This window comes from Burkholderia sp. SRS-W-2-2016 (assembly GCF_001931485.1).
Lineage (GTDB): Bacteria > Pseudomonadota > Gammaproteobacteria > Burkholderiales > Burkholderiaceae > Paraburkholderia.
Genome location: NZ_MSDV01000031.1, coordinates 1 through 15,066, shown reverse-complemented (window position 1 = coordinate 15,066; position 15,066 = coordinate 1). Strand labels below are relative to the sequence as shown.

The following is a 15,066-nucleotide window of genomic DNA, read 5'->3' as shown; positions in this document are numbered from 1 at the left end:
GATGAAGCATTTCGGTCGCGCCGCCGCGCTGGTGGGTTTGCTGCTATCGCTGTGGCTCGTATGGCGCGAGGATCCGGGCGCGGTGTTCAATGCGTTGCGCGCGGCCGGCGCCGGGCTCGTGATCGCCGCGCTCGCGCACGTGCTGCCGATGATCGCCAACGCGTGCGACTGGCGCTCGCTGATTCGCGGCGCGAACCGGCCGGGTCTGGGCAAGATGCTGCATCTGGTGTGGGTGCGCGAATCGGTCAACAGCATGCTGCCGGTCGCGCGGATCGGCGGCGAACTCGTGTCGTACCGGATGCTGCGGCGCTGGGGCGTGAAGCCGTCGACGGCGGTCGGCAGTCTGATCGTCGATATGCAGCTCACTGTGATCAGTCAGCTGATGTTCACGCTGATCGGCATCGGCTTTCTGTTCGCGCATGCGCAATCGGGCGCGCTGCGGCTCGCCGGCCAGCTCGCGTGGGGCGTGGTCGCGCTGACGCCGGTGCTGCTGCTGTTCGGGCTCGTCCAGCATGCGAATCCGTTCGAGCGCATCACGCGCGTGCTGAACCGGATGACGAGCGGTAAGCTCGCGGCGCTGGTCGGCCAGTCGGTACAGATCGATCAGGCGATCAAGGTGATCTGGCGGCGGCGCGCGGTTGTGCTGCGCTATCTGTTCTTCTGGCAGCCGCTGCAATGTCTGCTGACCTCGCTCGAAATCTGGCTCGCGCTGTATTTCCTCGGCGCGCGCGTGACCTTCGTCGAGGCGGTCGTGATCGAGTCGCTGATCCAGGCGATCAGCAGCGCGGCGTTCTTCGTGCCGGGCGGGCTCGGTGTGCAGGAGGGCGCGTTCATTCTGATCGGTGGCGCGCTCGGGATCGATCCCGCCACCTCGCTCGCGCTCGCGGCCGCGCGACGGATTCGCGATCTGCTGATGTTCGTGCCGGGGCTGATCGCGTGGCAGTTCTCGGAGTCGTCCGGCGGCGGGGCCGCAACGCGGGCGGTGCGCGCGGAACTGGCCCCGCAGCGCTCCGCTCGCGGTCACGCCGAGCGGCAACGCGAGCGGCGCTGACGGCGGTAATGGCGGTAATGGCGGTAATGGCGGTAATGGCGGTAATGGCGGTAATGGCGCAGGCAAGAGTATTTGTTTCATCCCACCGTTAATGCGTGTGCCGATAAGCAGGAAACGACACGCTGACCGCGAGCCCACGTTCGCCGATCCCCGCGCCGAGCTGCACGCTCGCGCCGAAATGCCCGGCGATCCGTTCGACGATCGACAGCCCCAGTCCGCTGCCGGTCGCCTGAGTGCCGGTCGCGCGAAAAAATCGATCAGTGAGCCGCTGCAGATCGTCCGGCGCGACGCCGGGACCGTCGTCGCGCACGCTCACCACGACGCGTCCTTCGGCCTGCCGCACCGCAACCTCGACGGTGCCGTCCGCGCGCCCGTACTTGATCGCGTTATCGAGCAGATTGTCGAGCAGGATGCCGATCAGCACCGGCTCCGCATCGATCTCGGCGAGCGGGTCGCCGCTCAGCATCACGTTGATGTTTTTGCGCTGTGCATTGCGCTGGTTCGCCAGCAGCGTGTCCTGCGCGATCGCGGCCGGCTTTAGCGCCGCGGTCGGCAGCTTCTCCTGCGCATCGAGCCGCGCGAGCAGCAGCAATTGTTCGGCGAGCCGCGCACTGCGATCGACGCCTTGCACCACGCGTTCCATTGCGAGCCGCTGCAACGCGACGTCCGGTTCGGCCAGCGCGACCTGGGCCTGCACCTTGATCGCCGCGAGCGGGGTTTTCAGTTCGTGGGCGGCGTCCGCGGTAAACGCGCGCTCGCGTTCGAGCGAATGAGCGAGGCGCGCGAGCAACTGGTTCAGCGCATCGACGAGCGGGCGCACTTCGAGCGGCGCGCGCGCGATCCCGACCGGTTCCAGCCGGTTCGCGTCGCGCGCACGGATCGCCGCCGACAGCACCTGCAACGGCGCGAGCGACCAGCCGATGCCGAGCCACACCAGCAGCGCGAGCACCGGCAGCGCGAGCAGCGTCGGCCGGGCCAGCCGGCTGGCGACGCCGCTGACCAGATCGCTGCGCGTATTGGCCGGCTCGAACACTCTCACGCTATGGCCGGACGCGCTGTCGCGCAGCGTGAACGAGTGATACATCTGGCCGCCGAGCGTGAGGTCCCGCGCGCCGCTCGCGGCCGGCAGCGGCAGATCCCATGCGTTCAGCGCGCGTAGTTCCGGGCTGCCGGCCAGAATCTCGCCGTTGGCTGCGCGCGCCTGGAAAAGGGCGTCGCGCGGCAGCGTGTCATCGTCGTCGAGATCGTTTGCGCCCGGGTCGCCGCCTTTTTCTTCTTCGCGCACGTCGATACGCGCATTCGCGAGCGTGGTCAGGTTGCTCTTGTCGAGCAGCGCGAGCATCTGCGCGAGTTCGGCGAGCCGCGCCTGTTCCCACGCATCGACTTCGTGGCTCGCCTGCCGGTAGCTGCTGACGAGCGCGACGCCCCACACCGCGACGATGCTCGCCAGCACGAGCAGCGACAGGCGCCGGCGAATCGACGGACCCATCACTCTTTCTCCATCACGTAGCCGATATTGCGCACGGTCCTGATCAGCCCGGCGCCGAGCTTCTTGCGCAGATTCGATACGTGGACCTCGATCGCATTGCTTTCGATTTCTTCCTGCCAGCCGTACAGCGTTTCCTCGAGTCGCGAACGCGATTGCGGAATGCCGAGGTGGGTCAGCAGCTGCAACAGGATCGCCCATTCGCGCGAGGTCAGCGCGACGCGAATCGCGTCGAGTTCCACCGTCTGCGCGGCGGGGTTCACTGTCAGATTCTGGTAACGGATCAGATCGATACTGCGACCTTGTGCGCGGCGCAGCAGCGCGTGGCAACGCGCGATCAGTTCGGTCAGATCGAATGGTTTGCCCAGGTAATCGTCGGCGCCCGCGGCGAGACCGCCGACCCGCTCGACCACCGTGCCTTTCGCGGTCAGCACCAGCACCGGCACGTGGCGGCCGGCATCGCGCCAGCGTTTGAGCAGCTCGAGCCCGCTCACCAGCGGCAGGCCGAGATCGAGGACCACCAACGCGTATTGCGTAGTGTCGAGCGCGAGGGCGGCCTGCTGACCGTCGCGAGCCCAGTCGACTGTGAAGCCGGCCTGACGCAGGCCCGCCTCGACACCGCAGCCGATCAGCTCGTCGTCTTCCACGAGGAGTACACGCATGGGATGAACATTCCGTTGATTGTTTGATCGCGTCACCGCAGCCGCGGCGATGCGCGCTGCAAGTGTGGTCACGCCGTTCGTTAGCTCGTTTATACCGCGCGTTTGCTTAAGGTTTCCTTCAGATCGAATCGATACTATCGTCAAGCAGTCGACGGGTGTCGCCCGCGCCGCGCGCATGCACCCATGCAGCGTCAGCGCATCGCAATCAGATAGTAAGGACTTCGATGGATTGGCGGAGCCGTCACGCATCCGTCACGTCACGAGACCACGCTTGAGGCACGTTATGAAGCCAGTCACCGTCGACATGTTGCGAGCCCATCTGCTGGTCGCTTCGCTTACCGCCGCGCTTGCCGAACTGTTGCTGTGCGTCGCGCTGCCGCTGCTGCCGGTCTCCGAGAATTTTTTCGCTTCGATGCCGTTCCGGCTGGGCGCGCTTGCGTTGATCGTCGGCGGCGTGTTCGCCGCGCGCGAATTCGCGCAGCTTGCATTCGACTTCGCGGTGCGGCGCGCGTATGCGGAGCCGGCCGCGCCGGCAGAGCGGGGCGCGAGCACGAGCACGGTCGCGCTCGCGGCCGATTGCCCGCAACGTTGGCTGGTGGTGCTGCATCTGCGTCTGACCGGGCAGGCGTTCGTGCTGGCCGGCCGTTGACGGACCGGCGCGATGGTGGCGCACGCATTGACGATCGGTGAATGGGTGCTGCTGGCCGGATGCGCGAGCGCATCGATTTACACGCTGGCCGCCGCGCTGGCGATGCCGTTTTTCACCGCGCGGCATCGCTCGATGCATCATGGCGGCCGCTACGCCGATTGCTTTCTCAATCCTTCGTTCAATCCAGGCGCGAATGCCGCGGGTTTCGCGCAACCGTTCGCGCCGCTCGCCGATCCCGCGGTCGGCGTCGTCACCTGTCTGTATGTGGTGCGTGGGGTCGGCGGCTTCTGGCCGCGGGTCGGCGCGGCGCGGCCGGCCCGTCACCGAAAACAGCCACAAAACAGGCACAATCGTGCAGCGAAGCGGCGCCGGTCCGCGGCGTAAGCCGCCGTAAGCCGGCGTTAAGCCGCGCGCCGGGATAATGCGGCGCAATACTGCACGAAGGAGAGGCCATGCGCCTGCTACTGGTCGAAGACGACGAGATGATCGCCGAATCGGTGCTCGGCGCGATGCGCCGCGCCGGCTATGCGATCGACTGGGCCGAGGATGGCCGCGCGGCGGAACTGTCGCTGGATAACGACGTGTACGACCTCGTGCTGCTCGACTTGGGTCTACCAAAGAAAGACGGCATCGACGTGCTGAACGCATACCGCCGCAACGGCGGCGCCGCGCCGGTCATCATCCTGACCGCGCGCGACGCGATCGACGAACGGATTCGCGGCCTCGACGCCGGCGCCGACGACTACCTCGTCAAGCCGTTCGATCTCGACGAACTGGCCGCGCGGATTCGCGCGCTGCTGCGCCGGCGCACCGGCCAGAAGCAGCCGGTCTACACGCACGGCGAACTGGCGCTCGATCCGGCCGCCCACGAAGTCACGCAGAACGGCGCGCCGGTTGCACTGGTGCCGCGCGAATTCGCGCTGCTGCAGGCGCTGATCGAGGAGCCCACGCGGGTGTTCACGAAGACCGAACTCGAAGAGAAGCTGTATGGCTGGGGCGAGGAAGTCGGCAGCAATACGATCGAAGTGCATGTGCACAGCCTGCGCCGCAAGATCGGCGCGGAGCAGGTCGTGACGGTGCGCGGCGTCGGCTACCGGCTCAAGAGGTGCGGATGACGTCGATTCGCCGCTGGCTGCTCGGCTGGCTGATTTTCGGCACGGCCGTGGCCTCGGCGATCGCGGCGTACGCGATTTTTCATACCGCGCGGCTCGAAGCGAGCGAACTGTTCGACTACGAGTTGCGCACCGTCGCGCTGTCGCTGCCGGCGAATCTGAGCGGCACGGGCGACGGCGAAGCGCCCAGCCCCGATCTCGGCGATCTCGCCGACGACCGCATCCTGATCCAGATCTGGGACCGCGCGGGCAAGCCGATCTATCACTCCGGGCAGGCGCCGGTGTTCGACCGGCTCGCGCCGGGTTTCAACACGGTGCGCAACGCCGACTCGCACTGGCGCACCTTCGGCGTCGCGCACGCGGACCGCTACGTGCAGGTCGCGCAGCCGGTGTCGGTGCGCGAGGACCTCGCGCTGCATCTGGCGTTGCATACGCTGTGGCCGCTCGGCGTGCTGCTGCCGGTGACGATCGTGCTGGTGCTGCTGGTGGTCGCGCGCGGGCTCGCGCCGATCGGCGGACTGTCGCGCGCGCTCGCCACGCGCACGATCGATTCGCTCGAACCGCTGCGGCTCGACGGCAGCGTGCCGGTCGAAATCCGGCCGCTGGTCGAGGCGCTGAACGATCTGCTGCAACGCCTGCATACCGCGTCGCAGGCGCAGCGCACCTTTATCGCCGATGCCGCGCACGAACTGCGCTCGCCGCTCGCGGCGCTGAAGCTGCAACTGCAGGCGGCCTCGCGCGACGGTTCGCTGAAGGGCGAAGGCCAGACGCTCGAACGGGTCGAGCAGCGCGTCAATCGCATCATCCATCTGGTGCAGCAACTGCTGACGCTCGCGCGCGAAGACGCGCAGCCGGTCACGTCGATGGTGCCGGTCAGCCTGCGCCGGATCGGTGAGCAGGCGGTCAGCGATCTGTCGCTGCTGGCGGAGCTGCGCGAAATCGATCTGGGCCTCGAATGCGAACAGGCGCGCGCGCCGTCCGATGCGTACACGGTGCTCGCCGAACCGCATGCGCTCAGCGTGCTATTAGGAAACCTGATCAACAACGCGATCCGGCATACGCCAGCGGGCGGGCGCGTCGACGTGGTGCTCACGCGCAGCGGCGAGCGCGTTGGAATCGACGTGGTCGATAGCGGTTCGGGGATCGCGGAAGCGGAACTCGAACGGGTGTTCGACCGCTTCTATCGCGGCGACGGCGCGAAGGGCGAGGGCAGCGGACTGGGTCTGGCGATCGTCGCGCGGATCGCCGAGCGCCATCAGCTCGCGCTGTCGCTGCGCAATAACGCCGGCGCGCCCGGTTTGCGGGTCAGCGTGAGCGGACTGCGCGAGCCGGCGGCGCACGCGCCGGTGGCCGCCGCCGGCTAGGCGGGCTTACTTTATTTAGCTATGGGTTGTCACGAGCGGATTGGCGCACGCTGCTACAATCGCGTCTTTACGAATCGACAGATTGGTTGTGCACTATGGGTTTCGAACAACTCGCTGAACTGAAGAAGCAACTGGCCGCCGCGCGTGCCGCCGCCGAATCCGGTGGTAAGTCCGAGCGCAAATCGGGCGGACGGCCGGCTTCGAAGTCCGCTGGCAAGCCGGCCGCCCAGGCTGGCTCGAATCCTGCTGCCAACGCCGCCGCGAAGTCCGGTGAGCGTGCCGCCGCAAAGCCGGCCGGCAAGCCGGCCGCGAAAACCGGCGGCCGTCCGGACGGCAAGCCGGGCGCGCGCCCGGCGCATCGGCAGCAACAGCGCGGCGCGGCAAACGCGGCGCCGGCGGCCGATGCGAAACCGGTCGATCCGGTGGTGCGCTCGATCGGCCGTCTGCAAAAGCGTTTCCCGGTGGCTTTCCCGAAGAATCCGGCGCCGAAGCTGCCGCTGAAGATCGGCATCTTCGAAGATATCGTCGCGCATGCGAAGGAGTTGTCGCTTAGCGAAGCCGAGCTGCGTGACGCGATCAAGACGTGGTGCCGGGGCGGCCGTTACTGGAAGAGCCTTGTCGAAGGCGCGGCGCGCGTCGATCTGAACGGTGTCGAAGCCGGCAAGGTCACCGCGCAGGAAGCGGCGGGCGCGCAGCGTCTGCTCGCGCATCGCGCGGCGAAGGGCGCGCAGAAGGCTGCTGAGGCGGCGCCTGGCGCTACCGCTGCGCCGGCTGCCGGCGATGCGGCTGCGCAGGACGCAGTGGCGGCTGGTGACGCACAAGCGGAACCGCAAGCCGATGCAACCGCGGCAGCCGCCGAACCGGCGAGCCCGCAGGCTGACGCCGCGCAGGCCGCGCCGCAATCCGCTAACGACGCAACCAGCGGCGACACGGACAACGCCGCCAACACGCCGGCTCATCCGCAGTCCGGCGCCGCGGCCAACGCGTCCGCATCCACGCCCTCCCAGGCCTGAGTTCCCAGGCCTGATTACCCAGGCCTGAATCATCCCCGCGCCTGACCCCGCGCGGCCTCTACTACGAGGCCGCGACGGGCCGCGCAGCCGACAGCCGGTTGCGCACGAATCCCACATGTTCGCGCAACACATAGAACGCATCCGCGTAGGCAAGCGGCATCCGTAACCGGTTCAGCGCCAGTTCGATCTCGTCGAGCCGCGCGAGCAGGTCGGTGCGCTCGTCGTCGGTCGCGCCGGCCAGCGCGTGGCGTTCGATCGCGATCAGCGAGCCGTAATAGCGGTAGATCCGCGAACGCACCCGCCACCGATACAGCGCCGGAATCACCCGCATCGCCGGCACCAGCAGCACGGCGACCGGCAGCAACAGCACGAGCGTGCGGTCGCCGATACTGGCGAGCCAGAACGGCAGCGTCCGGTACAGAAAACTCTTGCCGGTCCGGTAGTAGCGCTGCGCGTCCTCGCTGATCTGGTATTCGTGCGCGACCGGATTCGGAAACTGGCCGGCGCGCTGCAACAGCCCGGCAGTGCCGTGCACCTCCTGGGCCGCCTCGATCAGCAGATCGGAGATCGCCGGATGCAGCGTGCGGCGCGCGACCAGTTCGACGGTCGGGCTGATCAGATGCACGGTGTCGGGCGGAATGCGCCGCTTCAGATCGAGCACGCCGGGCGGCAGGTCGATCTGGTCGAGAAATGGAAAGAGGCGCGTATACGCGCTCGCTTCGTCGAAATTCATCACGCCGATGCCGGGCACGCGCAGCAGCCGCAGCATCAGGTCGCGCGTGGTCGAGTCGCCGCTCAGGATCGCCGCGTCGACTTCGCCGGCCACCAGCTGGGTGGCCGCCTGCAGGCCGTCGGTCGGCACCAGCGTGGTGGCGTCGCCCGGTTCGATGCCGTTGGCCGCCAGCAGTTGCAGCGCGAGCAGGCGGGTGCCGCTGCCTTCGCGGCCGACCGCGATCCGTTTGCCTTCGAGTTGACCCAGCTGGGTGAGCTCGCTGCCGCGAAAGAACACCACGACCGGCACATAGAACACGCTGCCGAGCGACATCAGCGACGACGTATCGAGCCCCGCCGCGACCCCGCCTTGCACCAGCGCGATATCGACCTTCTGTTTGGGGTCGAGCAGCCGCTGCAGGTTCTGCACCGAGCCGTCGGATTCGAGCACGTTCAGATGGATGCCGTGGCGCGCGAGGATCTTTCGATACTGCTGCGCGGCGGCCGCGAACGAGCTGTCGCGCGGACCCGCGCTGATCGTCAGCGTGCGCGGCGGCGCCGGATTGACGACCCACACGATCAGCACGACGACCAGCGCGATCAGCAGCGCGGTGACGAAATAGGGCAGCACGTGGTCGCGCCATTCGGCGCGCGTATGCTCGCCGGCAAAGTGCGGAGGACGTGGGCGCTGCGCGTTCATGGAGACTCCGTGGCGAAAGCCGGGTTGCGGCATTGTCGCCTGCGCGCGGCGGCTTTGCCGTCGGCAGTTTGCTCTATTGACCGGCGCTCGCGCGAGGTTTCTATCGCGGCCGGCGGAGTCTGCGCCGCTTCAGGCCGTCCACTTCGGCCGCCCGATCGCGAACATCGACGCCGCCGCGAACAGCGCCGGAAGCGCGATCACGGTGAACATGGTCGGGCTGCTCCAGCCCCACGCGAGCATCCAGCCGCCGACCATCGAGCCGAAGATCGCGCCGATCCGGCCGACCCCCGACGCCCAGCTCACGCCGGTCGCGCGGCAGTGGGTCGGGTAGAAACCGGTGGCCATCACGCTGATGCAGACCTGCGAGCCGCTGACCCCGCAGCCGGCGAGGAACACCGCGAGACCCTGCACGAGCGGCGACTGGGCATGGCCGAACGTGAAAATCGCCACCGCGCCCAGGCAATACGCGGCCGCGACCACCCGGCTCGGATTGAGCCGGTCCATCAGATAGCCCATTCCCAGCGCGCCGGCGAAGCCGCCGGTTTGCAGCAGCGCGGCGATCAACGCGGCCTGTTCGAGCGGCAGTCCGCGTGCGCGCAGCACTACCGGCAGCCAGCTTTGCAACAGGAAGATCATCAGGAGTCCCATGAAGAAGGTGCTCCACAGCAGCAGCGTGCCGCGCAGATTGCCCTGTCTGAACAGATCGACGACCGACACTCCCGCATGCGCGGGCGCCTGGCGCACCGTGAAGGCCTTGCCGTCGTCGAGCGACACGCCCGGCGCGAGACGGGCGATCACCCGCGCGATCTTCGCGCGCGGCGCGCCTTTCTGCACCAGATAGCGCGGCGATTCGGGCAGCCACAGCAGCAGCGGGATCACCAGCGCGAGCGGCATCAAGCCGCCGGTCACCAGCACGCCGCGCCAGCCGTAGCGCTGCATCAGCAGCGCCGCGACGCCGCCGCCCAGCGCGCCGCCGAGCGCGAAGCCGCAGAACATCAGCGTGAGCAGCGTCGAGCGGCGCCGTGCCGGACAGTATTCGGCGGTCAGCGTGACCGCGTTCGGCCATGCGCCGCCAAGTCCCAGACCGGTGACGAAGCGCAGCGCGACCAGCACCTCGAACGACGGCGCGAACGCGGACGCGAGGCACGCGAGCCCGAACCACGCGACCGTCGTGATCAGGATCGTACGGCGTCCGAAGCGATCCGATAGCGGCCCGAACAGGAACGCGCCGAGCATCAGGCCGAGCAGGCTCGCGCCGAACACGGGCGCCAGCGCGGTCGGCGCGAGCGCCCACTGGTCGCGGATGCCGGGTGCGATGAAACCGATCGACGAGGTATCGAAGCCGTCGAGCGCGACCACGAGGAAGCACAGCGCGACGATGCGCAATTGGTACAGCGACACCGGGCAGGCGTCGATGAATTCGCGGATGTCGCGGGTAGCCGCCGGATCGGCGGGGGTAGCTTGCTGCATCGGTTGTCTCCTGATTATTCGTGGCGTTCTGGCGGGTGGGCTCAGGCGATCGCGGTCGGATACGGACTCGTGTCGCTGAGCGCGAGCATCGTGCGGCCCAGCCGTTCCATTGCCTCCGCCTTGTGCTGCGCGTAGGCGGGCTCGGACCAGAGATTGCGCAGCTCGTGCGGGTCTTCGGCGAGGTCGTACAGCTCGCCCCAGGTCTGGCCGTCGTACAGGCTGAGCCTGAAGCGGCCGGTTTGCAGCGTGCGCACGCGCGGGCGCGCCGCGAAGCCGAACAGCTGGCGCTGCGCTTCTTCCTCGATCAGCACCGCGTCGCGCCAGTTGTCGGGCGCGGCGCCCGCCGGCTCGTGGGCGGCGTCGATCAGCGGCAGCAGCGACGCGCCCTGAATGCCGTTGAACGGCGCGACGCCCGCGCGTTCGAGCACGGTCGGCGCGAGATCGGCCGACGAGCACAGCGCCTGGCTGCGCGCACCATCGCCGCCGGCTTGCGGGTCGTGCCACAGGAACGGCACGCGGATGATGCTCTGGTAGTGGATCGGCCCTTTCCACAGCAACTGGTGATCGCCCATGTAGTCGCCGTGATCGCTGCTGAACACCACCACGGTGTTGTCGGCGAGACCCAGCGTTTGCAGATGCGCGAGCACCTTGCCGATCATCGCGTCGATGAAGCTGATCGAGCCGTAGTTCAGCGCGATCGCTTCGCGCGCCTCGCGCTCGGTGCACGCGAACAGCGCGGGCGTGTGCTTGACGGCCGCGCCGCGCTCGCGCTCAGCGTGCAGCCACGCGACATGCGGCGGCAGCGCGCGGCCGGCGACATCGAACGATGCGGGCAGCCGCACGTCTTCCGGCGCATACATGTCCCAGTAGCGGCCGGGCGGCGTGAACGGATGATGCGGGTCCGGAAACGAGCACTGCAGGAAAAACGGCTTGTCGCCGCGCGCATAGCCGTCGAGCATGCGCATCGTCTGATCGGCGATCCACGCGCTCGGGTGGCACTCTTCGGGCGCCTGCGTGCGCCACGCCTGGCCCGCGTCGGCGAGCACGTAGCCGGGGCTCGGCAGCGCGTGCTCGCGGCCCACCCGCGCGGCGACGCCCGGATGCTCGCGTTCGAGCCAGCGCCGGTAGTGGCCGCCGGCGGTGTCGCCGTGGTCGATCGCGAGCGCGACGTCGTCGAAGCCGTAGTAGGGCAGCGCCATCTCGTGCGCGGCCGACGCCTGCCACGCCGGCGCCCATTCCTGGTCGTAGCGGCCGGCGTCCTCGCGCATGGCCGCCGGGCGAAAGGCCGGCGCGCCGGCTGCGGGCCAGACCGCCGCTTTGCCGGTCATGTTCTGCAGATGACCCTTGCCGGCCAGCGCGGTGCGGTAGCCGGCGTCGCGCAGCTGATCGAGGAAGGTACGGGTGCGCAGCGACAGCGCGATGCCGTTGTGGCGCACGCCGTGCGCGGACGGCCAGCGGCCGGTCAGCAGCGTCGCGCGATTCGGCATGCAGACCGGCGACGCGACGTAGCAGCGCTCGGCCAGCCAGCTCCGCGCCGCGAGGCGATCGAGATGCGGGGTGCGCACTTCGCGGTTGCCATAGGCGCCGAGATGGTCGGCGCGGTGTTGATCGGTGATGAAGAACAGGAAGTTGGGCTGGGCGTTCATGTCGGACGGGATCGGTTCGGGTGTGCGGCGCGGGTCGGCAACGCAGGTTGACGTGAGGCCCAGTATAGGTTGCGATTCATTTTCAATTCTTGAATAATAAATTCCGATCTATATCGATTTTGCAATGAAAAATCTGAACGAAATCCTGCTGCGCCGGCTTCGTATGCGCGACCTCGAAATCCTCGCGGTGATCGGCCGCACGCGCAGTCTGAGCCGCACCGGCGAGCGCATGGCGATGACCCAGCCGGCGCTGTCCAAATGGCTGCGCGAGCTCGAGGAAGTGGTCGGCTTCGCACTGTTCGAGCGCACCACGCGGCGCATCGCGCCCACACGCGGCGGCGAGATCGTGTTGCAGCACGCGCAGCGGATGCTCGGCGATCTGCAACGCGTGAGCGCGGATCTGAGCGCGCTGCAGGCGGGGCTCGGCGGCGTGGTGCGGGTCGGCGCGCCGTCCGCGATCGCCGCGGTGCTGCTGCCGGCCGCGGCCGGGCAGTTGATCGACGCCGAGCCGCGCCTGCAGATCCAGTTGCACGAGGGCACCGTCGATGCGTTGCTGCGGATGCTGCAACTACGTGAACTCGATCTGGTGATCGGTCGTCTGGATGCCGAAGCATTGAATGCCGGTTGCCATCACGAGCATCTGTACGACGGCCGCGTGTGCGTCGCCGCGCGGGTACGGCATCCGTTGCAGCGCCGTCGGCGGCTCGGCTGGAAGGACACGCTCGGCTTTCCGTGGATCGTGCCGCCCGCGTCCTCGCCGATGCACGCGAGTCTCGAAGCGGCGTTCGCGCAGGCCGGGCTCGGCATGCCGGCGGCGTTCATGTCGTCGGCGTCGATCCTGATCAACAAGGCGCTCGCGCAGCAGAGCGACTGTCTGTTCGTCGCGTCGCTGCACGTGTTGCAGGAACTGGAGCGGGCCGAGCCGGACGCGGTGCGCCATTTGCCGTTGTTCGTCCCCGGCGTCGCGCCGGGCGTCGGCATGCTGTGGGCCGACGACGCGACGCCGGGTGTCGCGGTATTGATGGATGCGTTGAGGAATGCCGCGCGGCAATTGGCGGGATAATGCGCATGCCGGACTAAAACGAGTCTGAAGCGGATTTAGAGCGGGGCCTTAAAAAATCGAGCGAATACGGAAATTAGCCTGATTTAATTGGAATAATCAAAAGCAATCAGACAAGGCTTATTTTATTAAATCGTTGCCGATGCGCATCGGATTTTGCAAAGCGTGACAGTTAATCGGCTCTGATTCGGCTATGGTTGAGCCCGGTATTGATCCGCGGCGCCACACGCAAGCCACTTATTTGCACCCGCCCGACGCACGAGTCACGGCTCGCGCCCGTGCCGCTCGTGTCTGCGCGCGTCCCCGCGGGAATACTCGAAGCGCGGTTCGATCTATTCGCAACTAATGCGGTCCGATCGAAAAGCTATCTAAATTCCGATTTTTCGTGGGATTTCTCCGTTGAAAACATCTAACAGATCAAGCGTGCTGGTGCTGGCCATTATTGCCGGCGCATTGAGCGGTTGCGCGACCGAATCGTCGCAGACTTTGCCGGTGCCGGTAGTCGCTAGTGCGCACACCCCTTATGCGGGCAAGCCGGTGCCTATCGCACTCGGCAAATTCGATAATCGCTCGAGCTATATGCGCGGGCTGTTTTCCGACAATGTCGACCGTCTCGGCAGCCAGGCGAAAACGATCCTCGTCACGCGTTTGCAGCAGAGTCAGCGCTTTAACGTGCTCGACCGCGACAACCTCGCCGAGATCAGGCAGGAAGCCGCGCTGCTGAACCAGCCGCAGAACCTGAAGGGCGCGCGCTTCGTCGTGACCGGCGACGTCACCGAGTTCGGCCGCAAGGAAGTCGGCGACCAGCAGCTGTTCGGCATCCTCGGGCGCGGCAAGAACCAGATCGCGTACGCGAAGGTGAGCCTGAACATCGTCGATACGACCACCTCCCAGGTGGTGCTGTCGAGCCAGGGCGCGGGCGAGTTCAGCCTGTCGAATCGCGAGGTGATCGGCTTCGGCGGTACTGCGAGCTACGACTCCACGCTCAACGGCAAGGTGCTCGATCTGGCGATCCAGGAAGCGGTCAACCATCTGGTCGAGCAGGTCGACGCGGGCGCGTTGAACGCGGCGCGCTAAACGCGCGGCATCCGCTTGACGCGATCGATCCACACGCGCTGCCACGCCGCAGCGGATAAAAAACCACTCACGTTTTTGCCAATGAAAATCACCCTCACGAATCGCGCGTGGCTGCCGCTCGTCGCGCTCGCCGCATTGCTCGGCGGCTGCGCGGCGCAAAAGCCCGTGTCGCTTTATCAATGGGACGGCTATCAGCCGCAGGTCTACGAATACTTCAAGGGAAAGTCGAGTCCCGAACAGCAGATCGACGCGCTCGAAAAAGCGCTGCAAACGATCGGCGCGAAGGGCGCGACGCCGCCTCCAGGTTTTCATGCGCATCTGGGCATGCTGTACGCGAGCGTCGGCAAGGGCCAGGAGGCCGAGCAGCAGTTTGTCGCCGAGCGGCAGCTGTTTCCGGAGTCGTCGACTTACATGGACTTCCTGCTGAAGAAGAAGTCCGCCCGACCCTGAGAGCCACGCCATGCTGAAACTGATTTCCCTGAAGCTCGTCGCGGCGCTGTCGATTCTCGGCCTGTTCGCCGCGTGCGCGACGCAGCCGCGTCACGTCGATTACACCGCGTTCAAACAGGCGCAGCCGCGCTCCATTCTGGTGTTGCCGCCGGTCAACGACACCACCGACGTGAAGGCGTCGGAGGGCATGCTGTCGCAAATGACCCAGCCGCTCGCCGAAGCCGGTTACTACGTGATTCCAGTCGCGCTGATGGAGGAGACCTTCAAGCAGAACGGGCTGACCGCGCCGGCCGATATCGAACAGGTGTCGCCGGCCAAGCTGCGCGAGATTTTCGGCGCGGACGCGGTGCTGTTTTCGAAGATCACGCAGTACGGTTCGGTCTATCGCGTGATCGACTCGACCACGGTGGTATCCGCGTCGGCGAAGCTGGTCGATCTGAAAAGCGGCGACGTGCTGTGGCAGAAAATCGCCACCGCCAGCGGCAACGAGCTCGGCGGCATGTCGGTCAATGCGGGCGGCATGATCGGCGCGCTGGTTCAGGCGGCGGTCAAGCAGGTTGCGCATTCGCTGTCGGACGAGAGCCATGCGGTCGCCGGCCTGACCAGCGGCCGGTT

At 67.2% G+C, this 15,066-nt stretch carries 15 protein-coding genes; 10 read left to right on the top strand and 5 right to left on the bottom strand.

What is annotated here, in order from left to right:
* Nucleotide 1: 1 nt before the first annotated feature.
* Nucleotides 2-1,051: a lysylphosphatidylglycerol synthase domain-containing protein gene (locus BTH42_RS15085; RefSeq protein ID WP_075300702.1), complete on the top strand. Its 1,050-nt coding sequence runs from the start codon at nt 2-4 to the stop codon at nt 1,049-1,051.
* Nucleotides 1,052-1,139: 88 nt separating this feature from the next.
* Here the strand turns inward: BTH42_RS15085 and BTH42_RS15080 are convergent, their stop codons facing one another.
* Entirely contained in the window at nt 1,140-2,543 is a 1,404-nt protein-coding gene (locus tag BTH42_RS15080; protein ID WP_075300700.1) for an ATP-binding protein, read from the bottom strand.
* Nucleotides 2,540-3,199, bottom strand: coding sequence for a response regulator (locus BTH42_RS15075; RefSeq protein ID WP_075300698.1), 660 nt, complete (start codon nt 3,197-3,199; stop codon nt 2,540-2,542). The genes BTH42_RS15080 and BTH42_RS15075 overlap by 4 nt, the downstream gene beginning before the upstream one ends.
* Before the next feature lie 283 nt (nt 3,200-3,482).
* Here BTH42_RS15075 and BTH42_RS15070 point away from each other — a divergent pair, with 283 nt between their 5' ends.
* The 5 genes from BTH42_RS15070 to BTH42_RS15050 all read left to right on the top strand — a co-directional run bounded on the left by BTH42_RS15070 (nt 3,483) and on the right by BTH42_RS15050 (nt 7,337).
* Nucleotides 3,483-3,848, top strand: a complete 366-nt coding sequence (locus tag BTH42_RS15070) for a hypothetical protein (protein ID WP_075300696.1) — start codon at nt 3,483-3,485, stop codon at nt 3,846-3,848.
* Nucleotides 3,849-3,860: 12 nt separating this feature from the next.
* A complete protein-coding gene (locus BTH42_RS15065; RefSeq protein WP_075300694.1) occupies nt 3,861-4,232 on the top strand; it encodes a hypothetical protein in 372 nt (123 codons plus the stop codon).
* Between the two features lie 68 nt (nt 4,233-4,300).
* On the top strand, nt 4,301-4,963 hold the full coding sequence (locus tag BTH42_RS15060) for a response regulator (protein ID WP_075300692.1): 663 nt from the start codon (nt 4,301-4,303) through the stop codon (nt 4,961-4,963).
* Nucleotides 4,960-6,324 (top strand): ATP-binding protein, encoded by a 1,365-nt coding sequence (locus tag BTH42_RS15055; protein WP_075300690.1) that lies wholly within the window; start codon nt 4,960-4,962, stop codon nt 6,322-6,324. The genes BTH42_RS15060 and BTH42_RS15055 overlap by 4 nt, the downstream gene beginning before the upstream one ends.
* Nucleotides 6,325-6,419: 95 nt before the next feature.
* Nucleotides 6,420-7,337, top strand: coding sequence for a ProQ/FinO family protein (locus BTH42_RS15050; protein ID WP_075300688.1), 918 nt, complete (start codon nt 6,420-6,422; stop codon nt 7,335-7,337).
* 61 nt (nt 7,338-7,398) lie between these two features.
* On the opposite strand, the gene BTH42_RS15045 is transcribed toward BTH42_RS15050, so the two are convergent.
* The 3 genes from BTH42_RS15045 to BTH42_RS15035 form a co-directional block, all read right to left on the bottom strand.
* Nucleotides 7,399-8,748 carry a TAXI family TRAP transporter solute-binding subunit gene (locus BTH42_RS15045; RefSeq protein ID WP_075300686.1) on the bottom strand — a complete coding sequence of 450 codons (1,350 nt, stop codon included), beginning with the start codon at nt 8,746-8,748 and terminating at the stop codon, nt 7,399-7,401.
* A 129-nt stretch (nt 8,749-8,877) separates the two neighbouring features.
* A complete protein-coding gene (locus tag BTH42_RS15040) occupies nt 8,878-10,218 on the bottom strand; it encodes an aromatic acid/H+ symport family MFS transporter (RefSeq protein ID WP_075300684.1) in 1,341 nt (446 codons plus the stop codon).
* Nucleotides 10,219-10,259: 41 nt separating this feature from the next.
* The gene (locus BTH42_RS15035; protein WP_075300682.1) at nt 10,260-11,864 is read right to left on the bottom strand and encodes a sulfatase-like hydrolase/transferase; all 1,605 of its coding nucleotides are present in this window, start codon (nt 11,862-11,864) and stop codon (nt 10,260-10,262) included.
* A 124-nt stretch (nt 11,865-11,988) separates the two neighbouring features.
* Here BTH42_RS15035 and BTH42_RS15030 point away from each other — a divergent pair, with 124 nt between their 5' ends.
* The 4 genes from BTH42_RS15030 to BTH42_RS15015 all read left to right on the top strand — a co-directional run.
* Nucleotides 11,989-12,927: a LysR family transcriptional regulator gene (locus BTH42_RS15030; protein WP_075300680.1), complete on the top strand. Its 939-nt coding sequence runs from the start codon at nt 11,989-11,991 to the stop codon at nt 12,925-12,927.
* Between the two features lie 396 nt (nt 12,928-13,323).
* Nucleotides 13,324-14,001: a CsgG/HfaB family protein gene (locus tag BTH42_RS15025; protein ID WP_083654816.1), complete on the top strand. Its 678-nt coding sequence runs from the start codon at nt 13,324-13,326 to the stop codon at nt 13,999-14,001.
* Nucleotides 14,002-14,082: 81 nt separating this feature from the next.
* Nucleotides 14,083-14,451, top strand: coding sequence for a DUF4810 domain-containing protein (locus tag BTH42_RS15020; protein WP_075300676.1), 369 nt, complete (start codon nt 14,083-14,085; stop codon nt 14,449-14,451).
* Nucleotides 14,452-14,461: 10 nt separating this feature from the next.
* The coding region (locus BTH42_RS15015; protein ID WP_075300674.1) for a DUF799 domain-containing protein at nt 14,462-15,066 on the top strand (605 nt) is incomplete at its 3' end.

What these genes read in the sequence shown, in the direction of transcription:
- BTH42_RS15085 (WP_075300702.1), top strand. Translation starts at nt 2, where the DNA reads ATGAAGCATTTCGGTCGCGCCGCCGCGCTGGTGGGTTTGCTGCTATCG.
- BTH42_RS15075 (WP_075300698.1), bottom strand. Translation starts at nt 3,199, where the DNA reads ATGCGTGTACTCCTCGTGGAAGACGACGAGCTGATCGGCTGCGGTGTC.
- BTH42_RS15070 (WP_075300696.1), top strand. Translation starts at nt 3,483, where the DNA reads ATGAAGCCAGTCACCGTCGACATGTTGCGAGCCCATCTGCTGGTCGCT.
- BTH42_RS15065 (WP_075300694.1), top strand. Translation starts at nt 3,861, where the DNA reads ATGGTGGCGCACGCATTGACGATCGGTGAATGGGTGCTGCTGGCCGGA.
- BTH42_RS15060 (WP_075300692.1), top strand. Translation starts at nt 4,301, where the DNA reads ATGCGCCTGCTACTGGTCGAAGACGACGAGATGATCGCCGAATCGGTG.
- BTH42_RS15055 (WP_075300690.1), top strand. Translation starts at nt 4,960, where the DNA reads ATGACGTCGATTCGCCGCTGGCTGCTCGGCTGGCTGATTTTCGGCACG.
- BTH42_RS15050 (WP_075300688.1), top strand. Translation starts at nt 6,420, where the DNA reads ATGGGTTTCGAACAACTCGCTGAACTGAAGAAGCAACTGGCCGCCGCG.
- BTH42_RS15045 (WP_075300686.1), bottom strand. Translation starts at nt 8,748, where the DNA reads ATGAACGCGCAGCGCCCACGTCCTCCGCACTTTGCCGGCGAGCATACG.
- BTH42_RS15040 (WP_075300684.1), bottom strand. Translation starts at nt 10,218, where the DNA reads ATGCAGCAAGCTACCCCCGCCGATCCGGCGGCTACCCGCGACATCCGC.
- BTH42_RS15035 (WP_075300682.1), bottom strand. Translation starts at nt 11,864, where the DNA reads ATGAACGCCCAGCCCAACTTCCTGTTCTTCATCACCGATCAACACCGC.
- BTH42_RS15030 (WP_075300680.1), top strand. Translation starts at nt 11,989, where the DNA reads ATGAAAAATCTGAACGAAATCCTGCTGCGCCGGCTTCGTATGCGCGAC.
- BTH42_RS15020 (WP_075300676.1), top strand. Translation starts at nt 14,083, where the DNA reads ATGAAAATCACCCTCACGAATCGCGCGTGGCTGCCGCTCGTCGCGCTC.